Annotated in this window: 21 protein-coding genes; 6 read left to right on the top strand and 15 right to left on the bottom strand. The window is 55.1% G+C overall.

Annotated elements, in window-relative coordinates:
• Positions 1–5: 5 nt before the first annotated feature.
• Genes QMZ30_RS20065 through QMZ30_RS20075 form a run of 3 tightly spaced genes read right to left on the bottom strand, consistent with a single transcriptional unit; the run spans position 6 to position 3,465 of the window.
• Positions 6–716: a class II glutamine amidotransferase gene (locus QMZ30_RS20065; protein WP_283228702.1), complete on the bottom strand. Its 711-nt coding sequence runs from the start codon at positions 714–716 to the stop codon at positions 6–8.
• Positions 704–1,981: an ATP-grasp domain-containing protein gene (locus QMZ30_RS20070; RefSeq protein WP_283228703.1), complete on the bottom strand. Its 1,278-nt coding sequence runs from the start codon at positions 1,979–1,981 to the stop codon at positions 704–706. Before QMZ30_RS20070 ends, QMZ30_RS20065 begins: the two co-directional genes overlap by 13 nt.
• Before the next feature lie 17 nt (positions 1,982–1,998).
• On the bottom strand, positions 1,999–3,465 hold the full coding sequence (locus QMZ30_RS20075; protein WP_283228704.1) for a hypothetical protein: 1,467 nt from the start codon (positions 3,463–3,465) through the stop codon (positions 1,999–2,001).
• A gap of 170 nt (positions 3,466–3,635) precedes the next feature.
• Here QMZ30_RS20075 and QMZ30_RS20080 point away from each other — a divergent pair, with 170 nt between their 5' ends.
• Positions 3,636–5,084, top strand: a complete 1,449-nt coding sequence (locus tag QMZ30_RS20080; protein ID WP_283228705.1) for an aminotransferase-like domain-containing protein — start codon at positions 3,636–3,638, stop codon at positions 5,082–5,084.
• 7 nt (positions 5,085–5,091) lie between these two features.
• Here the strand turns inward: QMZ30_RS20080 and QMZ30_RS20085 are convergent, their stop codons facing one another.
• The 9 genes from QMZ30_RS20085 to QMZ30_RS20125 form a co-directional block, all read right to left on the bottom strand.
• The gene (locus QMZ30_RS20085) at positions 5,092–6,330 is read right to left on the bottom strand and encodes a valine--pyruvate transaminase (RefSeq protein ID WP_283228706.1); all 1,239 of its coding nucleotides are present in this window, start codon (positions 6,328–6,330) and stop codon (positions 5,092–5,094) included.
• Between the two features lie 82 nt (positions 6,331–6,412).
• Positions 6,413–7,387, bottom strand: coding sequence for a glyoxylate/hydroxypyruvate reductase GhrB (gene ghrB / locus QMZ30_RS20090; protein ID WP_283228707.1), 975 nt, complete (start codon positions 7,385–7,387; stop codon positions 6,413–6,415).
• A gap of 71 nt (positions 7,388–7,458) precedes the next feature.
• Complete coding sequence (locus QMZ30_RS20095) at positions 7,459–8,739, bottom strand: MFS transporter (protein ID WP_058973190.1); 1,281 nt, start codon at positions 8,737–8,739, stop codon at positions 7,459–7,461.
• A 354-nt stretch (positions 8,740–9,093) separates the two neighbouring features.
• Positions 9,094–10,032 (bottom strand): sugar kinase, encoded by a 939-nt coding sequence (locus QMZ30_RS20100; protein ID WP_283228708.1) that lies wholly within the window; start codon positions 10,030–10,032, stop codon positions 9,094–9,096.
• A 10-nt stretch (positions 10,033–10,042) separates the two neighbouring features.
• The gene (locus QMZ30_RS20105; RefSeq protein WP_283228709.1) at positions 10,043–10,792 is read right to left on the bottom strand and encodes a sugar phosphate isomerase/epimerase family protein; all 750 of its coding nucleotides are present in this window, start codon (positions 10,790–10,792) and stop codon (positions 10,043–10,045) included.
• A 143-nt stretch (positions 10,793–10,935) separates the two neighbouring features.
• On the bottom strand, positions 10,936–11,961 hold the full coding sequence (locus QMZ30_RS20110; RefSeq protein ID WP_283228710.1) for a LacI family DNA-binding transcriptional regulator: 1,026 nt from the start codon (positions 11,959–11,961) through the stop codon (positions 10,936–10,938).
• Between the two features lie 58 nt (positions 11,962–12,019).
• Positions 12,020–13,024, bottom strand: coding sequence for a LacI family DNA-binding transcriptional regulator (locus tag QMZ30_RS20115; RefSeq protein WP_283228711.1), 1,005 nt, complete (start codon positions 13,022–13,024; stop codon positions 12,020–12,022).
• Between the two features lie 160 nt (positions 13,025–13,184).
• Positions 13,185–13,847: an OmpA family lipoprotein gene (locus tag QMZ30_RS20120; protein ID WP_283228712.1), complete on the bottom strand. Its 663-nt coding sequence runs from the start codon at positions 13,845–13,847 to the stop codon at positions 13,185–13,187.
• A 110-nt stretch (positions 13,848–13,957) separates the two neighbouring features.
• A complete protein-coding gene (locus QMZ30_RS20125) occupies positions 13,958–14,518 on the bottom strand; it encodes a DNA-3-methyladenine glycosylase I (protein ID WP_283228713.1) in 561 nt (186 codons plus the stop codon).
• Between the two features lie 195 nt (positions 14,519–14,713).
• Between QMZ30_RS20125 and QMZ30_RS20130 the strand changes: the two genes are divergently transcribed.
• The 4 genes from QMZ30_RS20130 to QMZ30_RS20145 all read left to right on the top strand — a co-directional run bounded on the left by QMZ30_RS20130 (position 14,714) and on the right by QMZ30_RS20145 (position 18,014).
• On the top strand, positions 14,714–15,406 hold the full coding sequence (locus QMZ30_RS20130; RefSeq protein WP_283228714.1) for an autotransporter domain-containing protein: 693 nt from the start codon (positions 14,714–14,716) through the stop codon (positions 15,404–15,406).
• Positions 15,407–15,588: 182 nt separating this feature from the next.
• A complete protein-coding gene (gene dnaT / locus QMZ30_RS20135) occupies positions 15,589–16,125 on the top strand; it encodes a primosomal protein DnaT (RefSeq protein WP_283228715.1) in 537 nt (178 codons plus the stop codon).
• Complete coding sequence (dnaC, locus tag QMZ30_RS20140) at positions 16,125–16,865, top strand: replicative helicase loader DnaC (protein ID WP_034829969.1); 741 nt, start codon at positions 16,125–16,127, stop codon at positions 16,863–16,865. Before dnaT ends, dnaC begins: the two co-directional genes overlap by 1 nt.
• Before the next feature lie 15 nt (positions 16,866–16,880).
• Positions 16,881–18,014, top strand: a complete 1,134-nt coding sequence (locus tag QMZ30_RS20145; protein WP_283228716.1) for an ROK family protein — start codon at positions 16,881–16,883, stop codon at positions 18,012–18,014.
• A gap of 298 nt (positions 18,015–18,312) precedes the next feature.
• On the opposite strand, the gene QMZ30_RS20150 is transcribed toward QMZ30_RS20145, so the two are convergent.
• The gene (locus QMZ30_RS20150) at positions 18,313–19,776 is read right to left on the bottom strand and encodes a sugar porter family MFS transporter (RefSeq protein WP_283228717.1); all 1,464 of its coding nucleotides are present in this window, start codon (positions 19,774–19,776) and stop codon (positions 18,313–18,315) included.
• 403 nt (positions 19,777–20,179) lie between these two features.
• Here QMZ30_RS20150 and QMZ30_RS20155 point away from each other — a divergent pair, with 403 nt between their 5' ends.
• Positions 20,180–21,172, top strand: coding sequence for a LacI family DNA-binding transcriptional regulator (locus tag QMZ30_RS20155; RefSeq protein WP_283228718.1), 993 nt, complete (start codon positions 20,180–20,182; stop codon positions 21,170–21,172).
• 88 nt (positions 21,173–21,260) lie between these two features.
• Here the strand turns inward: QMZ30_RS20155 and QMZ30_RS20160 are convergent, their stop codons facing one another.
• The gene (locus QMZ30_RS20160; protein WP_283228719.1) at positions 21,261–21,425 is read right to left on the bottom strand and encodes a hypothetical protein; all 165 of its coding nucleotides are present in this window, start codon (positions 21,423–21,425) and stop codon (positions 21,261–21,263) included.
• Between the two features lie 108 nt (positions 21,426–21,533).
• The gene (locus QMZ30_RS20165) at positions 21,534–22,574 is read right to left on the bottom strand and encodes an acyltransferase family protein (protein WP_283228720.1); all 1,041 of its coding nucleotides are present in this window, start codon (positions 22,572–22,574) and stop codon (positions 21,534–21,536) included.
• Positions 22,575–22,796 lie beyond the last annotated feature (222 nt).

A 22,796-nucleotide genomic window follows, 5' to 3' on the forward strand; every position in this document is an offset into this window, starting at 1 on the left:
GCTGATCACTCCCCCAATGGAAATTCATAAAGTTCATGGTTGTGCATACGACGCCAGTCAGACGCCGCGCCCAGTGCTGGAATAGGTTCAGAAGCGATAATTGTGGTGTTGTTGTGATGCAGGTGGTGCAGCGTGAAATAGTTGGGATAAGGCGTATCTTCAGGATGCCACTGCCACGCCCAGGCTTTCTCTCGCGTAACGAAAATCGCATTGGCGGCGCTGCCACCTGGTGCGACGCGCGCCATTTTTTCGCGCAGGTAGTCGCGGGTGAAATCGGCTGGCGTGGCCTGTTCGACCATGTACTCAAGGTATTCGGCGGAGTCGAAGCGGGATTCCGCCATGCCAAGCTGGGCATACACCGTGGGCAAAAAACCGTTATGCATCATGTACCACTGTGTGGCGCCACTGGTTCGCCACAGCGGATGAGAGAACTCGATGCCCTGATTTTTGCTCAACGTGGCATGGCGCACATGCACCGCCAGAAAACGGCAGTGGCGCAGGCGATCAACATCAATGCCCGGTAAGGCATCGGCGAAGGTGCCGGTGCCGTGCAGGGTGCGAATGTGCCCCTGTTCCAGCCATAAACAGCCCCAGCCGTTGGGATGCTGCTTAATCGGGCCTTCATGCGTGGCGGTTTCCCCACAACTCATGGCGCGCGCGGCATCCAGCACTGCGGCGGCGTCAAACTGGCCGTGAGCCACAATCATTCTGCACATAGTAAATCTCTCCGTGTGGCTAAGGTCGGCACCGCGAGAATATGGTTGAACACTGCCAACACCTCATCACGGCTGCTGGCGGCGAGACGGAAGGTGGCAAGAATTCCGGCATGGCGGGTGAGATCGGCATACAGCGAAGAGCGGGGCGACACCTCCAGCACCGGCAGATTCAATGGCGGCAGGAGTTGACCGCGCTGATGCTGTGCGATCCAGCGCTCGGCGGCGTCATGCTGGAGACGCTGGCGCAAACGCAAACGTCCAATCGCTAGCGGCTGTGGCGGGAAGTGCAAAGCAGGTAAACCGCGCCCGGCTTCAATCTGGAACGCCACTTCTGCCCAGTTGATGCCGGTAACCTCTTCCACCAGATTCACCACCCCCATGCCCGATAAGCGGAAGCCCATTTCGAGGAAGTGCGGCTCACCGTTCACCATGATGAAGTCGATGTGGAATGCGCCCTGGCGATAGCCAAAGGTTTCGCAGCAGAAACTCATCAGGCTGGCAAACGCGGCAGGCAGCTGTTGCGCTGCCATAGCAACATGGCCGGATTCGTAGAAGCTGATACTGCCTTCCTCATCAATCTGGTGCTCGATCACCTTCTGACAGCAGGTCAGCGCCACCGCATGGCCGTTATCCACCACACCCTGTAGCGAGTATTCATCGCCCGCCAGCCAGCTCTCGACAATAAAGCCGCTAAAGCCGCGTCCGCCGTAGTTCATGGTTTCCACCAGCTTGGCGACGGCGGCATCCAGCTGGCAGGGTTCTTCTACTAACCAGATACCCAGCCCGCCGCCCCCATCAACCGGTTTGATCACGCAGGGGTAGAGCAACGCATCACGCGCGTCACGGATACTGAGCGGCGAGGCGAAGAAGCGGAACTCCGGCTGGGGAAAGCGCGGCCAGGCTTTGCGTAACGCCATGCGCTGCGCATATTTGTCCGGTGGAATAAAACAGGGACCGGCATCCGGCCCGGCCAGCAACTCACGCACGCGACCAGCGCTGGCGTTGTAGGCTTCGAAGCCTGCCAGCACCACCTGAGGGTGTTCCAGTAACCCGGCCCGCAGGCATGCCTGTAACACATCCCACGGATTTTCCGGGCGATCGAGACGCACAATCAGATCGAACGGAAGCTGAAGGCTAAGGCTTTGGTAGTCGACGAAGTCGCCCATCTCTGCCAGCACGGTAAAATAGCCTTCACGTTTCGCCACCGCGCAATAGGGATTTTGTCCGTCACGGGTGGCACCAAGCTGCAGGAAAATCTTTCTCATCGCGTCGCCTTACCGGGTTAACGCCCGGAGATCACTTCCGTAACGATGTCTTGCAAGGCACCGTTGTTGACCTGAATCACGGCTTTATGCGGATCGAAACGCAGCACGCGCGACAGCGCATCACCACGCGTTCCGTCCAGCAAGGTGTTGACCTGTGCGCTGCGCCAGCACTGGCGCATTTGCGCAATCGTCAGACCCGAAAGCCGTTCCAACTGCTGAGCCAGCAGCACGTCATCACTGTCACTGCTGAGCAGCGCACGTACCGCCTGCTCATCTGGTGCATCGGTTAACTGCTGTAACCAGGTGTTGAGCTGGTGGCCCTGCGCGATAAACGGCGAATAGATCATGCACACCAACTGTGTCTCATTCAGACCAAAAGCCTGTTCAGCAAAGCGGGCGGCATGCTCACGTGCCCGTTCTATCGCTGTATCGTCTTGATAACGCGCGGCCATTTCGCTGATCAGCTGCGGTGGGAAATCTTTTTTCTCCATCAAGCCGAGGGCAAAGCGCACATATTCGCGAATGCCTTCGGCGTAGCTGCGCTGCATCAGCGTCTCCGCACGCAGACCGCGAATATGTGCCATTAACGTCGGGTTGCCGCAGTCCGATTCGGAGAAGCTGAACATCAGTTCATCAAAGCGGAAATGCATGAATTCAGTGAGCAGTGCCCAGTGCGCACCGGCTTCATAGGCGGTGTCCTGGTAGATATTGAAGAACAGGGGATCGCGCTCAAGCTGCCAGGTAATGCGATGCGCTGGCGTGACCTGATCGGCACCGTAGATATCGGCAAAATAGCGCTCTGCCACGCCATCCAGCGTTTGCAGGAAACCGCTAAAGCCGCGTGATTTATCCGCCACAGGCGCATCAAAAAGGCGTGACAGGTGGCGTGCCCAGGCGAGGTAGGCGGTCTGCTCCTGTGGGGAATCACCGGTGATGATCACATCGACGCCGCCCGCGTAGTGCGCCGCCAGGCCAAAGGAGTTCACCATGCTGAGGTTGCAGGCGTTGCAGAAGGTGGAACGTGCATCGGCGCGAAAACGGTGGCCATTCATCAGCACATCGTTGCGATTCTGCTGGCGCACGCTGTCGGGCATCGGTAAGTGGCGATCAAAAGCGCGGATCTGCAAGCCATCGGTCACCAGGCACTCGGTAAAATCATCGTTGTGGATGCGCAAAGCGCGGTACACGCGGTCAATATTCTCCATCACGCTGTCATTCATCGCCGCGTGACGGTTAGTGCTGATACGGAGCTGGAAGGTGCTGCCCTGCTGTTGCCAGATCAGCCCCTGAATGTAACGCACATAGGCCACCATGTAGCTGCTGTCTTTTCCGCCGCCATACGCAAGCAGCACGCGGTTGCGAGCAGGATTTTCACTATCGGGTAGGGCATCGAGTAAACGGCGAGAGCAGCGTTGAGCAGAGTCGATAATGGCGGGTGTCAGGTAGCCTTCTATTTCTCTCATCATGGTGGACAGATTATTCATTTTTTGACTTCATCCTTTGGCGATTAAAAACGCGTTTGCCGTGCTGGCGGCAAACCACGGGAAAAGGAAACGCAATGAATGTCTGAAGCTGAATTAACAGATGCAACCTAAAGTACTTTGAATGTAATCTGAGGGATACGCACAGATGTGCACGATATGGGGTGGAACAGATGGCGGCTGGAGCGAGTGAACAGGAGAGTCAGAGTAGTCGTTACCGTCAGATTGCAGAGCAGATAAAACAAGCCATTCACAGCGGATCGCTGCCGCCGGATAGCCGTTTACCTTCAGTGCGTACGCTGGCCACACAGTACAGTGTCAGCATGACCACCGCGTTGAAAACATTACGCACACTGGAGGATGAGCACTACGCTGTGGCGCGTCCTAAGTCCGGTTTTTTTGTCGCGCCGCGTAAGGTGGAAAAGTCACTGCCTGTGCCACTTAACAGCGAACAGCCGCGCGAAGTGGCGCCGCTGGATGAGCAGACCGAACTGCATCTGGCGATGCTGGGCTCCGATTGTCGCGTCAGGCTGGATCTGGCGAACGGCGATATTTCCCTCTATCCGGTGAAGAAAATTGGCCTGCTGATGCGTCAGATGGGTTACAGCAAACCGGCACTGTTGGGTAACACGGTGAAAGGCACCGGCTATGCGCCACTCAAGGCAGAAATTGCCCGACGCGCAGTGGATTATGGCTGCAATATCAGCGCGGATGACATCCTGATCACCAATGGCTGCATCGAAGCCATTTCACTCGCTTTGCGCGCCACCACGCGTCCTGGTGACATCGTGGCGGTGGAGTCACCTTGCTACTTTGTGCTGTTACAGATGCTGCACAACCTCAACCTGCGGGTGATTGAAGTTGAGGCGGGTCCTGAGGGCTACGTTAACGTCGCCAAGCTCACCGCGCTGTTCCAGCGCAAAGCGGTGCAGGCGTATCTCACCATCAACAACATCAATAATCCGCTGGGCAAAAGCATTCCCAACGAGCAGAAGGCCTACATCGCGCGTCAGGCTGATGAAAACGATGTGGTGATTATCGAGGACGATATCTTTGGTGACACCGCGTTTGGCGAGCGGCGTCCGTTCCCGATGCGCGCCTTCAGCCCAAATGCCATTCTGTGTAGCGGCTTTTCAAAAACCGTGGCGCCCGGCATTCGCATTGGCTGGGTGCACAGCAGCAACTACATGCGCAAGATTGCCTCACTGAAGTACACCACCAGCATGGGCACCTCGGTACTTTCACAGGCGGCGATTGCCGAACTGCTGCGCAGTGGCGGCTACGATGCGCACCTGCGCAAACTGCGCCGTGAGCTGAAGAATCAAATCCACCATATGCGCCAGGCAGTACTGCGCTATTTCCCGGCGGGTACGCGCGTGTCGGAACCGGAGGGGGGTTACGTGTTGTGGGTGGAGATGCCGATGCAGGCGTTAAACGTGCGCGCCCTGTTTCTTCAGGCGCGCAATGCGGGGATCGGCATTGCGCCCGGTCACATCTTCGCCACTGACCACCGCTACGATCACTGTTTCCGACTCAACGCCGGCTTCGGCTGGAATGCCGAAGTGGAGGAAGCAATTAAACAGCTGGCACAGTGGTGCCAGCTGTCGTTAACGGCGGATTAGGCAGCCTTCAAATCTTATCCAGCTCTTCCGCCAGAATCTGTACCGCGCGTTCAATCTTCTCCGCATCCGGCACATAGTTCATGCGCATACACTGATGGGTATGCGGCCACTCTTGCTCCAGACCAGGGAAGAAGAAGTGACCTGGCACCATCAACACGCCGCGTGCCTTCAGGCGTTGATACAGCGCTTCGGTGCTGATCGGCAAATCGCGGAACCACAGCCAGAGGAAAATTGCCCCTTCGGGTTTGTGGATCAGGCAACGGTCTTCTGGCAGATAGCGACGCAGAATCGCAATCGTCTCGCTCACCTTGGCGTGATAGAACGGCTTGATCACCTCTTCTGACAGACGCAGCAAATCACCACGCGCAATCATCTCATTAGCGATCGCCGGACCAATGCTGCCTGGCGCCAGGCTGATAATGCCGTTCATGTTGCCAATGGCGCTGATGGTGTTCTCATCGGCGACGATAATGCCGCAACGTGCGCCAGGCAGGCCGAGTTTTGACAGGCTCATGCACAGAATGGTATTTGGGTTCCACAGCGGACGCGCTTCACTGAAGATGATGCCGGGGAAAGGCACACCGTAGGCGTTATCAATCAGTAGCGGCACGCCGTGCTGCTGCGCCAGCGCATCCAGTTGCATCAGTTCGTCATCGGTGATCACGTTGCCGGTCGGGTTGGTCGGACGCGACACGCAAATCAAGCCCACATCATCATTCAGCGGCAGGTGCTCGAAATCAACGTGATACTTAAACTGGCCTTCTGGCAACAGCTCAATATTCGGTTTGGCGGAAACGAACAGGTCCTCTTCTAACCCGGCATCGGCATATCCGAGATATTCCGGCGCCAATGGGAACAGCACGCGCTTCTTACTGCCGTCAGCGCGACGCCCCGCGAACAGGTTAAACAGGTAGAAAAATGCACTCTGGCTGCCGTTGGTGAGCGCAATGTTCTGTGCCGTAATCGGCCAGCCCAGCTCTTCCCGCAGCATCTTCGCCAGTGAATCCAGCAGCAACGCTTTGCCACGCGGGCCATCGTAATTGCACAGCGCTTCGCTCAGCTTGCCGTCCTGATGCATCTGCTGGAGCAGCTGATTAAAGTAGTCATTGATGGCCGGGATCTGCGCCGGGTTGCCGCCGCCAAGCATGATGGTGCCAGGCGTGCGCAGGCCTTCACCCATGTCTTCCATCAGACGTGAGATGCCGGAATGTTGAGTAAATTTGTCGCCGAACTGAGAAAAGGACATAGGAAGTTAAAACATTGTGATCGGGAATGGGCAACCACCATAGCGCCCGCAGCGGGCAGGCGCAATGGCTAAAGCAGCGGGCTTAACCTTGGATCTGTGGGTTAACGCAGTTTTTCTCGACTTTGCCGCTCAGTGCGGCAATCAGGTTATCCACCGCATCACGTGCCATACCGTAGCGCGTTTCATGGGTGGCAGAACCGATGTGCGGCAGGGCCACCACGTTCGGCAGCTTGAGCAGTTCCGCATTGGCGGGAACCGGCTCCACTTCAAACACGTCCAGACCCGCAGCATGAATGGTGCCGTCCTTCAGTGCGGCGGTCAGCGCCTGTTCATCCACCACTGGACCACGACCTGCGTTAATCAGAATCGCGCTGGATTTCATCTGCTTAAGCTGTGCTGCGCCGATCATGTGGTGTGTCTGTTCGGTCAGCGGCAGGCTGATGCAGACAAAATCGCTCTCTTTCAGTAGCGTGTCCAGGTCGCAGGCGCGCGCGCCGAAACGCGTTTCCGCCTCTTCATGCTGACGGCGGGCGTTGTAGAGAATCTTCATGCCGAAGCCGAAGTGCGCACGCTGTGCCAGCGCCAGACCGATTCGGCCCATGCCGAGAATGCCGAGGGTTTTATGATGCACATCGGTGCCGTAATATTCCGGGCCAATGCTCTTCTTCCACTCACCCGCTTTGACCCATGAGTCCAACTCTGTCACACGGCGGGCGGTGCTCAGCACCAGCGCCATCATGGTATCGGCCACGGTTTCGGTCAGCACGGTCGGGGTGTGCATCAGCAGAACTTTACGTTGGTTCAGTGCCTCGACGTCAAAGTTGTCGTAGCCTACGGACACCGTCGAGCAGGCACGCAGCGCGGGCATCGCCGCCAGCAGGTCGCCATTCACTTTCCCGCCGGAACCCAACAAACCCTGCGCTTCAGCAAACTGTGCCGCGTGTTGCTGCACGGTTTCAGGCGCAACGTTATTCACTTCGGTCACGGTAAAATGGGCATCGAGCTTCGCGCGCAGATCATCGGGCAGGCTCTTATACAGAATCACAGCAGGTTTCATCGTATCTCCCTTAAAATGTGTCGGGGAGGCTTTCAGGCCTCCCGTGTCAATGGACGCGCTCAGGCACATCCCTACGCGTGCTTTGCGCCGTGAATCGGCGATGTTTTGTTCTCAGCTGGTTTGACAATCAACGTCAGCCATACCGAAACCAGCAGCGCGGCACCCATGAAAATGTAGGAAGCGGCAGGGCTGCCGGTCGCGCCATTAAGATAGCCCACAATCCAGGAACCGATGAAGGAACCGAGCGCACCCATGCTGTTGATCAGGGCCATGGCACCGCCTGAGACGTTACGTGGCAGCATCTCAGGAATGATGGCAAAGAACGGACCGTAAGGCGCGTACATGGCACCCCCGGCAATCACCAGTAGAGTATAGGAGAGCCAGAAGTTGCTGGAACCCACCAGATACGAACCGAGGAACGCCAGCGCACCAATCAGCAGCAGCGGCCAGACAAACAGCTTACGATTTTGTGTTTTATCCGATGCCCAGGACACCACCACCATCGCGACAGTGGCGACCAGATACGGCACCGCAGAAAGCCAACCAGCTTCCACCATACCCATCTGCGTACCGTTACGCAAAATGGACGGCAGCCACAGCACGAAACCGTACACGCCGATGCTCCAGGCAAAATATTGCATGCACAGAATAATCACGTTGCGATTACGGAACGCTTCACCATAGTTGCGGACCGCTTTGATGTTCTCCTGCTCTTTCTGCAACTGCGCCTGCAGGGCAGATTTCTCTTCGTCGCTCATCCATTTGGCTTGTGCGGGTTTGTCCTGCACCAGGAACCACCAGGCCACCGCCCAAATCACCGCGGGAATGCCCTCGAAGATGAACATCTCGCGCCAACCGAAAGAATTGATCAGATAGCCAGACACCACCGACATCCACAGTACGGTGACGGGGTTGCCGAGGATCAGGAAAGTATTGGCGCGTGAACGTTCCGATTTAGTGAACCAGTTGCTGATGTAAATCAGCATCGCCGGCATCACCGCCGCCTCGACTACACCAAGCACAAAACGGATGGCAGCCAGCATCGGGATATTACTCACCACGCCAGTTAATGAGGCGCAGCCGCCCCACAAAATCAGGCACCAGAAGATCAGCTTCTTCACGCTGCGGCGTTCGGCATACATCGCGCCGGGGATTTGGAAGAAGAAGTAGCCAAGGAAGAACAGGGCACCCAGCAGCGATGACATGCCTTTGGTGATGCCGAGATCGTCATTAATCCCTGCGGCAGAGGCGAAACTAAAGTTCGCCCGGTCCAGATACGCCAGACTGTAGGTGATAAACACGATGGGCATGATAAACCACCAGCGTTTTGGCGCGATTGTCTGCGATTTCATGGGTGACTCCTCTGTTTTGAGGCGGGCATATTCAGTGGATATGCCTCGGAATAGTGTTGTATACCCTTCATACTTCAAATTTCAGGTGCGTTGGCTACGTGCATTCACCTCAGTCACTTACTTGAGTAAGCTCCTGAGGATTCATGCACTTGCCGCCTTCCTGAAACTCGAATTATTTTGGGTATACCCTTCATACCTCAAATTGCAGGTGCGTTGGCTACGTGTATTCACCTCAGTCACTTACTTCAGTAAGCTCCTGAGGATTCATGCACTTGCCGCCTTCCTGAAATTCGAATTATTTTGGGTATAGAGACAGGAGGATTAGCCAGGTACGCACTTATGGCGACCGATGATTTAATAATCCCCCAGAGCCGCGCGCGTGGGCAGCCCTTCGCTGTCGCCCGCGACCTGAATCGCCAGCGAGCCGATTTTATTGCCACGCAGAATCGCCTGCGGCAGTGATTGACCTTCCAGCAATGCGCTAATTAGCCCGACGGCAAAACCATCGCCCGCACCGACGGTATCCACCACGTTCTCGACCAGAATTGGCGCGACCTTGCCTTTCTCGCCCTCAGCGGTTTTATACCAGGCACCGTCACAGCCGGTTTTGATCACCACGGCACGCACGCCTTTATCCAGATAGAAATCAGCAATGGCTTCTGGCTGGCGATAACCGGTGAGGATCAGTCCCTCTTTCTCGCCCGGTAGCACCCAATCCGCGTACTCTGCCAGCCCATTCAGCTGCTTGCGCATCTCCTCTTCACTGCGCCACAGCACCGGGCGCAGATTGGGATCAAAGGAGATGGTTTTGCCGCGTACGCGCATCTCCTTGGCAGCATGTTTGATCAGTTCCAGTGAACTGGCGGAGATTGCGGCGGCTACGCCACTCAGATGCAGATGGCGTGCACCCCCGAAGTAATCGGCGTTGAAATCATCGGGTGACAGATGGCTGGCGGCAGAGCCCTGGCGGAAATACTCCACTTCAGGGTCTGAACCGTCATCGACGCGCGACTTGAGCTGAAAACCGGTGCGGTAGCGCGCATCCGTGGTCACACAGTGATGATCGACATTCTCTTTCGCCAACTGCTGCAAGGTAAAGCGTCCGAAGCTGTCGTCGCCGACGCGGCTGACCCAACCGACCTGCAAGCCCAATCGCGCAAGCCCGATCGCGACATTCAATTCAGCGCCGGCAATGCGTTTAACGAAGTGGTCAGCCGCCGCGAGATCGCCCGCCTGTTGCGCGATAAACATCGCCATCGCTTCGCCTATCGTCACCACATCAAGTCGCTTCATGGTCGACTCCTTACACCGCACGCAGCAGATCAACGTAGTGACGGGTTACCGCCAGCAGATCTGCGCCTTCCAGCGGGAATTCAATGCCACGCGGCGCATCTTTTGGCAGCGCGCTGAGCAGCGGGCGCCAGCTTCCATCGGTTTCATCCAGCGCGATGGCGCGGAACGTCTCACCGTGCGGTACGGCGGCCTTAACATGGATGTAGCTGACGTAGCGGCTCAGCTGTTCTGCGGCTTGCAGAGCGTCTTCACCGGTCCACACCCAGTTAGCCATGTCGAAAGTCATATCCAGCGGTAACGCCGCATCACAGGCGCGATGGAAGAAGTTCACCATCGGCGCGAGTTTGCTGTCAGGCGTTTGATCATTCTCGACCACCAGCGTCACCGGCGACGCCGCCAGCACCTCAACCAACTGCGGATCAGAGAGGTCAACGAAATGGCCGAGGGCGATTTTAAGCCGTTTGGCACCGATCTGTTCGGCTTCTAACAAGAACTGGGCCAGGCGCGGGTTCAACGTGCCATCTTCTAACCACAACGCCTCGGGTACCGAGTAACTGGCGCTGAGCTGCTGCTCAGCCAGTGCCTTGTTCAGCGAGTGCAAACGCAGCAAATCGTCTTCGCTAAACAGTTCGCGACGGATTTCTACGCCATCTGCGCCCGCGGCTTTAATCATCGGCAGTAGCGCCATTTGCCCGCCCAGTTCCGCGACTTTCTGTGTGCCGTAAGCGGCGGTGACCACGATAATTTCCGGATGTGCCATTTTCGATTCTCCTTGAGGCCGTTGCGTATGAACACGCACCCAACAAACATCATGATAAAAACCTAAATGGAACCGGTTCCAAAAGAAAGCCACAGAGTGTGGATTTATGATCCTGCTCACGAAGTGAGCCAAAGGGAGGGGATTTAGCGTAACGGCTGGCTGGAGCCGCGCACAATCAATTCGCCGGAGAAAACCTGCTCGCTAATCGGCTTTTCGTTGCCATCAATACGCGCAATCACTTGTTCCAGCGCAGCATAGCCAATTTGCCAGGTGGGCTGTTTCAGGGTGGTAATCCCGACACCCGCCAGTGCGGCCCACTCCAGCTCATCAAAGCCCAGCAGCCCGATGGTTTCGCCCCAGCGCAGTTCAAGGCGCTGTAAAGCGCGCGCCACCTGCAGCGTCAATGCGCCGTTGGCGGCAATGACGGCGCAGCGCTTCTCTTGATTACGTTGCTGGAAGGCGCGCAATACGCTTTCCATTTGTTCTGGTTGATGTAACGGAACTTCAGCGTTTTCAGCCAGCACGTGCGCGCGTGTTTTGCAGGTGTCATGAAAAGCGGCCAGACGTTCACGACGGGTGTTAACGCTACCGAGTGGTTCGCTGAGGAACAGCAGAGCATCATAGCCATTATCCAACAGATGCTGCGTGGCAATATGCGACGCTTCAGGGTTATTCAGGCCCACCACATCGCAGGCAAAGTCTGGGATTTTGCGGTCAATCAGCACCATGGGTAGCATCGACTGCTGCAGGCGTTTCAGCACTTCTTCGTGCATACCGACGGCATTCACCACAATCCCCTCGACCTGATAGCTGCTCAGCAGTTGCAGGTAATACTGCTCGCGATCGACTTCGTTGTTGGTGTTACACATCAGCAGGGTGAAGCCCTGCGCACGGCAGGCTGCTTCAATGCCGCTCAACACATCCACCGAGTAAGGATTAGTGATATCCGCAATGATCAGGCCGATCAGACGCGTGCGTCCGCGCTTCAGGCCGCGTGCCATCTGGCTTGGACGATAATCAAGATCGGCGATGGCCTGTTCAATACGTGCTTTGAGATCGGGCGAGAGCACATTCACTTCGCCATTGAGGTAGCGGGAAACGCTGGTTTTACCGGTTTTTGCCGTACGGGCAACGTCACTGATTGTGGCTCGTGGCGGCCTGGTTTTCATTGCGGATACCTGAATAATTCAATCAGGCGAAGACTACCACAGCGCAGGCGTCACGCAATCATTGTGCGTCAGAAGTGAGGCGCAGCATCGGTTGCCACAGTGTTTGCAGGGTCTCGAGAGGCGCACCTTCGAGCAGTTGCAGCACCATCTCTGCCACGCGTTCGCCAATGCGCTGTTGCGATAATTGCAGAATGGCATTCACGGGCTCGTCAATAATCGAGTCGTGCGGCAGGCCATCATAAACAAACAGTGGAATCGCTCGTGAGCCGCTCAGGCGTCCGGCCTGTTGAAGCGCAATCGCCGCGCCTTCGCCAAGAGGCGCACAATCGGTGATGATCGCTTGCGGTGCGATGTCCTGCGACAGCCAGCGCTGCGTTTGCTGATAACCAGATCGTCGGGTGACGGGCAGCGCCGCCAGCATGGTGGGCGCAATGGAGGGCTGGTGCTGGGTGAGCGCATCCACAAAGCCCTGGCGACGATCGATAATGTAGGTACAGGGTTCGTCGCCCCCGAGATAGGCGAGACGCGTCCATCCCTGCTGCAGGCAGTGTTCGGCAGCTAACAGGGTGCCTGCATGGTTGTCGTAATCGAACCATGCGTAAGGCTGTGGGAGTTGGCTACGGCCCAACGTCAGAAAGCGAAATCCTTTCTGCTGCAGGCGTTGTAAGCGAAGATCGTGCGGCAAGGTATGCGTCAAAATCAGCGCATCCAGCGAGCCGGTGCGCAGCATACGCATGACAGTTCGGTGCTGATCGTGCGGCTTGTCCGGCAGAATCATCAGGTCGATTTCATGCATTGCCAGGCGCTGATCGAGCGTTTGCAGCATTTCGCTGTAGTAGCTGTCATTGAGGGAGGCGGTGCTGACGGGAAAGACCAGGCCAATGGCATTGGCTCGGCCAGTTTTTAAGCGACGGGCAGCATCATTAGGGCGATAGCCGCGCGAGGTGGCTTCATCTTCAATCCGTTTGCGCGTGGCTTCCGCCACATCATCATAGCCATTTAGCGCACGACTCACGGTAGTAACAGAGAGGCCGAGGGCCGCAGCAATGGCTTTTAGCGACATGATGAGATGTTCCACTGATCAATTTTTGATCACGCTAGCATAAAGTATTTTTCGGCTCTATCGGTTGACGATTATTGAGCGTTTTCTTACACAAAAAGCGCTAAATACCGCGCAAAAAAGTGCACAAACGCCGATCTGCAGTAGCAGACCGGCGACAGAATTAGCTCAGCGGACTGAGCGTAATCTCTACACGACGGTTTTGTGCTTTACCGGCTTCGGTGCTGTTGCTGGCAACTGGATTATCCGGGCCCATGCCTTGCGTACGCAGACGGTTCTGCGCCACACCTTGCAGAATCAGACCGCTGGCCACGCTTTCCGCACGCTGCTGTGACAGTTTCATATTCAGCGCACGTGTGCCGGTGCTGTCGGTGAAGCCCACCACATTCACGGCGGTTTTTGGATACTCTTTTAGGACCATCGCCACGCCCGTCAGGGTGTTGGCGCCTGCCGGTTTTAAGTTGCTGCTGTTCGAGTCAAAAGTCACGTTGTTCGGCATATTCAGCACGATATTATCGCCCTGGCGCGTCACGCTGACGCCAGTACCGCGCATTTTATCGCGCAGTTTCGCTTCCTGCACATCCATGTAATAGCCGACACCGCCGCCTAATGCTGCACCGGATGCGGCACCAATCAGTGCCCCTTTACCGCGATCTTTCTTCGAGGATGACAACACACCCACGCCCGCACCCAGCACAGCGCCTAAGCCCGCGCCGATGCCCGATTTACCGGCCTGTGATTCGCCGGTATAAGGATTGGTGGTACAACCCGACAGCGCCACGCTGCCGCTCAGTAACAAGGCCAGCGCCAAAACACGCTTATTCATTGGAAATCCCTCACAAAGTCACACGGGGAAAATGCCCCCAAACGGAACTATTATGCCGTTCAATAATGGGGAAATGCGTGAGGGTCAGTCTTAAAATGTAAAGATTTGCGTTAAAGATTATCGGGATGGCAGAAACAGCTGGTTTGATGATCGTTGATCAAGCCACAGGCCTGTAAAAAAGAGTGGCAGGTTGTGGGACCGACGAATTTAAAACCTCGCTTCTTTAGCGCTTTAGACAGCGCAATGGCAGGCTCAGAGGTGGTCGGAGCCAGTTTATAATCCGCGAAACGGTGTAAAATCGGCTGGTTATCGACAAATCCCCAGATAAAGCCGGAAAAGTCTACGCCCTCTGCCTCCAGCGCCAGCATTGCACGCGCATTATTGATTATCGCTTCCAGTTTGCCGCGATGGCGAATCAACCCGCTATCCTGCAGCAAACGTTGCATGTCAGCCTCATCCATCCGGGCGACAGCATGAGGATCAAACTCATGGAAGGCGCGGCGGTAGTTTTCACGTTTTTTCAGCACGGTGATCCAGGACAATCCAGCCTGTTGTCCCTCAAGGCAGATCATCTCAAATAAGGCACGCTTATCAGTTTGCGGTACGCCCCACTCGTTATCGTGGTACGCCAGATAGAGCGGATCCTGTGTTACCCAGCCACAACGTTGCATTGCATCACTCCTTTAGCATGAGGAAAAAGCCGTTAATCCCTTGACGTATTGTGGAATCGATTAATAGTTAATCAAAGGGTGCCGATAATATACCTGTCATCTTTCGTGCAGCAGCTGCGTTAGCTGCATGGCAGAGAGTGTCAGGTATCCATAACCTTAAAACCCGATCCCTTTCTGGCTCGTCAGGAGTCTTTCATGTTGCAGAAAAGTCAGCGGACAGGCCAGCACATTCGCATGCTGGCTTTTGGCGGTGTGTGGCTGTTATTTACGGCCATGTCGGCCAACGCCTGGGGCCAGGCCAGCGGGGATAATGTGCCGGATTACAACGCGATACTGGCGGAAAAGATTTCCAGTAATCGCCTGATGTTGACAGAAAATAACGACATCAGCTTGATGGATGCCGTGCTGAATTCACCGGATGAGGGCGCAATGGTGCTGCACAGTGAAACGGCCAGCGTCGGTAATGCGCCTTTGGCTAATCGCTATTCAGCGGGCTGGCAAATGCCGATGAGCCAGACGGTCAGCACCGGACCGGTGGCGCAATTTGCTGTGGACGACTCCCATTTGAGTTGCCCGAAGTGCGAATTTGTTGATGGCAATAACGCCGGGCATGTGGCGTCACTGGGCTGGCGCGTTGATTCCACACTTGGCTGGATTTCACCCTGGGCACAGGTTAGCTATAGCCATCAATTGAACTACGATAGCCCGCTAGCCACGCGCGATCGCCCTGAAGAAATCAATCAGGAGAGCCGCTGGGTGGATGTGAGCGTGGGCGCGAATGTCCCGTTAGGGCAAAATCTGGCGGCCTTTGCCTCTTTCTCTCAGACCGGTGCGGTGATCAGCGGTGAACAGTTTATTTACAGCCTCGGCGTCAGCGCCAGCTTCTAATTCCTGCGCGATCCGTCGCATTAAAACAGGTACACTGGCCGCTTAGTGCCGAAGCTATACACTAAATATTTCGAGTCCCCTCATGGGGCCTACTCTTGGTGCAGGAAGGCAGCCAACGCCCTTGCGGCTTGAAGTATGACGGGTATATCGGCGCATCGGGTTAGTCAACGTCAGGTTTCTTCATGTCAGTTAAAATCTTATCTTCAACGCTGGTGGGGCTGGATGGCTTTTGCCAGGATCCACTTGCCGTGTTGCAGCAGGCCGATAGCGGCGTGCTGGCGGTGTTGCACAACAATACGCCGGCATTTTATGCCATTACGCCGCAGCGCCTGGCGCACTTGCTGGCGCTGGAAGCCGCCGCGCAGCAGCCGAATGATGTCACCCTGGATGACAGCCTGTTCCATACCGATGCCGCGCCGATCAGCACGCCGGTGGGGAAATTCGCCTTGTATCAGGGTTGGCAGCCCGATCAGGATTTTCAGCGCCAGGCCGCCATTTGGGGCATCGCACTCAGCGAACCGGTGACCGCTGCCGAGTTGGCGACTTTTGTTGCTTACTGGCAGGCGGAAGGCCGACTGTTTCATCATGTGCAGTGGCAGCAGAAACTGGCGCGCAGCGTGCAGATGAACCGTGCGGCCAACGGCGGACAGCCGAAGCGTGACGTAACTCAGGTCAGCAATACCAATTACGATATTCCCGATGGATTCCGAGGTGAGTGATGAAAACGCCGAACGATCTTTTCAGTCGCCTGAAAAAATTTATGCCTGCGGATGTGCAACCGAAATTTAAAAACGGTGAAGAGCTGCTGGCGTGGAATCAGGAGCAAGGCCGTCTGCGATCTGAAGCCATCGTGCGGGAAAACCGCGCCATGAAAATGCAGCGTATCATGGGGCGTTCCGGTATCCGTGAACTGCATATGAACTGCTCGTTCGACAACTACCGCGTTGAGAACGATGGTCAGCGTAAGGCGCTGGCTTTGGCGCGTGAGTATGCCGCCGGATTCGACAACAGCATCGCCAGCTTTGTGTTCTCTGGCCGCCCTGGCACCGGTAAAAACCATCTGGCGGCGGCCATTGGTAACGATCTCATCCTGCGTGGCAAAAGCGTGCTGATTGTTACCGTGGCCGATTTGATGTCGAGCATGAAAGGCACCTTCAGTGGCGGCAGTGATATTACTGAAGAGCGTCTGCTGCAGGATCTCAGCCATGTGGATCTGCTGGTGATCGATGAGATCGGCATGCAGAGTGAATCACGCTATGAAAAAGTGATCATCAACCAGATTGTTGATCGCCGCTCCTCTTCAAAACGACCCACCGGCATGCTGTCCAACCTGGATCCTGCTGGGATGAACGGATTACTGGGCGAACGCGTGATGGACCGTATGCGCCTTGGCACCAGTTTGTGGGTACGTTTCGACTGGGAAAGCTACCGTAGCCGCGTGCGCGGCGATGAGTATTGATTAGGTAAGCGCGCAATGAAAGCAGCCGGTAAAGGTCCCGCGTTACTACGACTCAACAATCTCAAGCGGGTGATGACGCAACTGCGTACCACCCGCATCACCTCTCGCCAGGATCTGGCTCTCGCGCTCCAGCTCAGCAAAAACACGGTTTCCCTGATTGTCGATGATTTATTGGCGCAAGGACTGATCAATGAGCTCGGTCCGGTGAGCGTGGCTGCCGCCGGGCGGCCAAAAATCGAGATAGAGCTGCGTGCTGACAAGCTGAAAAATGCCGGCATCATGGTGGAACGCAACGCCATTCACTGGCGGGTTTGCGATTACTACTCTCAGGTGATTGCCGAACAGACCTGGCACACCAACACGGCCGACCCCGCGCTGCTGCTGCAGGAGCTGGTGGAAGTGTGCCAGACACTGCACGCTGCCCATCCCGAGTTGTTGGGTATCGCCGTGGGTTTTCCCGGCATCATCGACCCACAGCGTGGCTGGGTGCATTTCTCGGCCCACCTTGGCTGGCAGGATGTTGATGTCCTCACTCCGCTGAGCAGTGCCACCCCTTTGCCGCTGCGCATTATGCACAACGTGAAAGCTGCTGCGCTGCTCTCGGTGCAACAGCTTGATCTGGATAAATCACAAAGCCATTTCTACCTGCGCATTGGCGAAGGTGTCGGTGGCGCATTGGTTGAGCAAGGGGAAGTGTTTGTCGGTGGCAGCTGGACCGCCGGAGAGATTGGCCACATGCAGGTGCAGCCACAAGGTCTGCGTTGTAGCTGTGGTCGGTTAGGCTGTCTGGAAACGCTGGTCAGCCATCCGGCGATCCAGCAGCAGTTGGGGCAACGTAAAACCGGTTTGCGCTGGCAAAACGCGGCGAGTGAACCGCAGATCGTTAATGAGGTGATGGCGTTAACCGGTCATCATGTGGGTCACGCACTCAGCCATGTGATGCAACTGGTGAATCCGGCCAGCATCATTATTGATGGGCCGTGGAATGCGCATCCTGCTTTTGTGCAGGCGGTGCAGCAAGCGGCACAGAATGGCACATTGGCATTTACCTTTAGCCATACTCAGCTGCATTTCCTGCCGCAGCGTATTGATCCCGCCAACGGTTTAGCGCTGGCGGTGATCGAGCAGTATGAGCGCGCGGTGAATTAAGCGGATTGCGCAATACATCGCACCACTACCGATGAACAAACCTTCGTAGGGTGCGCATTGATGCGCACTTTTTGCAGGGGTTGCTGTGAATCTCGTGCATGGCCCCATAAAGGCCAGCCCGATCGCAAAGAAATCTCGCATCCATGCAGATCGGCCGCCGCATCCCAGCGGCGGACGCTTTGCTCTTCGGGCTGGCCTTTACGGGGCTTTAAGCATGATCGCTGCTGTTGTCCGTGATGGCATCAATATTCCCTTCAGGATTCGCTTCCTTCGTGAACATCAAGCCGTCACGGCGCAATCAATGCCGTGGGATATCAAACGACTCGCTGGCCTTGCTGCTGGTGGTGCTCTGCGGCAACTCCGCATCGACGTTAAACTTCTCCAGCACTAAACCATGGATTTTCTCCAGCGATACACCGGCTGTTTCTGGCAGATAGCGGAAGGTGAAGAAGTACATACCCAGCGAGAAAATCGCGAACAGCAGCAGCGGGAAGCCGCCGTGGAACAGATCCAGTAACATCGGGCTGCTGTTCATGATTGGGAAGGTGCTGCTGATGACAAAGTTCGCCAGCGACATCGCACAGATGGAAATTCCCACGCAAATCGAACGAATCTCCGTTGGGAATATTTCGCCCAGCACCGTCCAGACAATCTGGCCCCACGTCATGCCAAAGAAAATCATGTAAGCGAACAGACCCACCACCGCCAGTAATCCCGGCAGATGATAGAAGAAGGCGATAAACGAGTAAGCAAGGCAGACACAAGAGGTGATCGCGCCCAACAACAGCAGTTTACGACGACCTATCTTATCAATCAGCATCATGCCCGCCAGCACGCCAATAAACTGACAAATCGACAGCCAGAAGGTTTGCAGCAGGGCCGAATCAGTACTGCCCGCGACGTTTTTCAGCAGCGTTGGACCAAAATACTGAATCACGTTGATGCCGCTGATCTGGTTACCCACGGCCAGACCAATTCCGATCACCAGTAATGGGATGGTGGTTTTATCCAGACGCAGGCGCGCTTTATGCTGCTGCGCGGTCTTCTCAGAGAAGGAGTGTTTAATTTCATTGAACACGCTTTCGGCATGTTCGCGGTTGGAGATTTTGGTCAGGGTATCCAGTGCTTCATTGTATTTTCCCTTCAGCACGTTCCAGCGTGGTGACTCTGGAATAAAAGCGATGAAGAAAATAAACAGCGCACAAGGTACCAATGCTGTGGCGAGGATGTAACGCCAGCCCATGGCGATCATCGCTTCTGGCAGCATGGACTTGGTGATGAAGTAGTTCGTCAGCAACACTACCGACTGGCCACCCACACAGCACACCGCATAGAGCGCGGTGGTGCGGCCACGAAATTTCGACGGTGACAGCTCAGCCAGATAGATGGGGGAGATCACCGAAGCCAGACCAATGGCTAATCCACCGATTATTCGGAATAGCACGAACACGGTGAAGTTGTGCGCGATAGCGGTGCCGATCACCGAAACGGTAAACAGTAATGCGGTGATAGCGAGGGACTTTTTACGGCCTAATTTATCGCTCAGGCGCGGGGCGATAAAACAGCCCACCAAACTGCCGAGCAGAATGTTCGAAACGGCCCAACCGGTCTCTGCAGGCGTCAGCTGGAAGTATTCACTTAATGGTTCAATTGCACCGGAGATGATGGAAGAGTCATAGCCCATTAGCAGTCCGCCAAATGCCGCGACGGTACAGCAAAGAATGACGTACTTCATGTTGTAGCGTTTTTGCCTGGTATCCATTGTTATAGCCCCTTGTCTCTACAGCCTGAACGTTACGTGTCCAGAAAGAGGAGTGGTGTAGGTTATCGATGTTCAGCGTTATTCACTCGAGGTAATCATCATGGAATATATGTTCTAAATGATGGTTTTTGGATCATTTTTTCCAGAAAGTGTGAAGGAGGTTGCGAAAATTGCTGTTGGCCGTAATCTCAATAGGGCCATAAATGGCTGAAATGATGGGTTTCTTATCAAGTCGCCATAAAACAACATTGCATTTTTTGTTTTCTATTGAAAATGTCTGAAATTTTCATTCTGCAATTTCACGATGATTTTTCCTCATCATTGATACTGTGTGTTCGTTTCATTTTTTGGCGGGCAACGGGCATAATACGTTGATTGACAGGCCATCTTTGCGGACGTCGCAATGAAAACGCAGCGCATCACTCTGGACGATATTGCTACCCTGGCGGGCGTCACCAAAATGACGGTTAGCCGCTATTTACGCACGCCGGAAAAGGTCAAAACGGAAACGGCGGAGAAAATCGCTGGCGTGATTGCCGAAATCGGCTACATCCCCGATCCTGAGAACGCCGCCGTGGCGAACCAAAGCCAGCCGCGCATCGGTGTATTGATCCCTTCATTTAATAACCAAATCTTTGCCGATTTGCTGGCAGGCATTGAGTCCGTAACCAGTGCGCACGGTTATCAGACACTGGTGGTCAACTACGACTACAACGCTCAACGCGAAGAAGAGCAGATCGCTACCGTGCTGGCGTTCAATATTAAAGGGCTGATTCTGACGGAATCGGTGCACACCGTGCGCGCTGAGAAATACCTCAATGCCGCCAACATCCCAGTGGCAGAAGTGATGGGCCTTACCGAGGCAACCGGGCGCATTAACGTGGGGTTTGATAATTATCGCGCAGGCTATGACATGACATCTATGTTGCTGGCCAGCGGCAAGCAGCGCGTCATCTACTTTGGTTCAATGTCCGATCGCCGTGATGAGCAGCGCTATGCGGGTTATCGTGATGCGGTAGAAGCGGCAGGTTTCCCGGCAGGGCGCATTGTGCCGAACAAGGTCTCTTCAGTATCGATTGGTACGGGCATGATGACGCTGGCGCGCCAGCTCTATCCGGAGATGGATGCCATTCTGTGTACCAATGACGATCTGGCGGTTGGGGTATTGCAGGAGTGCCAGGCTTCAGGTATTGCGGTCCCTCAGGCCATGGCGATTGCCGGTTTCCATGGACTCGATATCGGTCAGGCGACCACGCCACGCTTAGCCAGCGTCATCACCCCGCGATTTGAGATGGGAAAAGTGGCGACCGAAATCGTGTTGAAAAAGATTAATCAGCAACCCACCATCGAACAGGTCAACCTGCATTACCGGCTTTCCATGGGTGCGACCATCTGAAATGAAACCGATGCGCATTAATGCGCACCCTACAAAAACCGCGCAGCATCATCGTAGAGTCGCCATTTATGGCGTAATGCTCGTCAGCTCAGCGACTGACGATAACGCCGTCTGGGGCCGCACCGGGGCAGGCGGTCCTCGCGCCGCTACGCGGTGCCTTCACTTCATTCGTCTGCCTTAACGGACCGGTGCCGATGGAACATCCATGTTCCAGCGCCACCTTTCGCCCGCGTCCTGCGGGCTCTCCTGGCATACTCACTCCGTTCAGCGCTGCGGATGCCTGCCCCGGTGCGGCCCCAGCCGGCTCATTAGCTTCAGTGCGGGTTGTCAAAAAGGGCACATTGCCCAAGGCCTCGCGGGATTAATCCCGCGCAATATTGGTCGGTGGCGCAATCGAAGGCTGTTTGTGATGCGCACGCTTCAGGAAGCGGCTCTCCAGCACATTCCAAGAGGTGTAAGCCAGTGCCAGCGTGATCACGATGGTTAACCCGAGGCCGATAAAGGCGTTGGTGGCAAACAAACCAAAGTGCTGCAGCACCTGGATAATCGGCCAGTGATACAGATACATGCCGTAAGACAGGTCACCGTATTGGCTGATCTTGACCTCTTTGCACAGGTTGGTGCAGAACAGAATCACCACGGACGAGAAGGCGATCGGCTCAATAATGAAGGAATACTGGGTATTCTTGAACAGCAGGAACACCACCAGAGACACAATCGTAATCTCCTTCAGGCGATCGAAGGTCGGCTGATGTATCGCCAACAGACTGCCAAAGAAGAAGAAAGAAGAGAGTGAAACAAACTGTTTTGCCAGCGTGTCAGCTTTCGGCCCGGTATACAGCGAGGTGAAGTAGAAGAACCACGCGCAGGAGATAATGAAAATGATACTCCAGACTTTAAGCGGGCTTTTCTTCATCAGCGGAACGATAAACGGCAGCAGCACGTAGAGCGTCAGCTCCGCTTTGATCGTCCATAGTGAGCCATCCATCGGCTGGTTGGGGTTGCTGGTAAACACACCTGGCAGTGAAGGCTGAATGAAGTTCAGGAAAGAGAAGTTAGCGATCAGATATTTGATGGTCTCTTTATTTTTCAGGAAATCCATCAGCGGCAGCGTCGTCAGACACATGCCAATTACGAAGCAGAGAACAATGACGAATATATAAGCGGGCAGAATACGTTGAGCACGCTTAATAAAATAGGACGTGAGTGATTTACTTCTTAAGTAACTTTTCGCAATAAGGAATCCACTTATTGCGAAAAACCCTCGTACGGCAAAGTCACTATTTAAAAATTGAGACAGGAACCGAATATCGGCACTTCTGGTGACTTCAGCGGCATGCACCAGCATGACGATAAAGGCGAGAGAGAACCTGACGATATCAAAATTATTTTTTTCGTTCATATCTGCATTCTTTCATTGAGTGACTTGGCGCCAGTGAGTCTTGAATAGTCTGGTTTAAAATTGCTAAGAATATTCCTAACTCTGTTGGCACAGATGTGAGTCTATTAGAGGTTCAAGGAAAGAAAAATGCAAGCGATGACCAGTACCACTAAAACATTCAGAATTTCCTTATGCGTCTATCGGCTTTATCTGAGAAATAAAAAAACGCTAGCCCGGAGGCTA

It is taken from the genome of Pantoea sp. EA-12, assembly GCF_030053355.1.
Lineage (GTDB): Bacteria > Pseudomonadota > Gammaproteobacteria > Enterobacterales > Enterobacteriaceae > Pantoea > Pantoea vagans_C.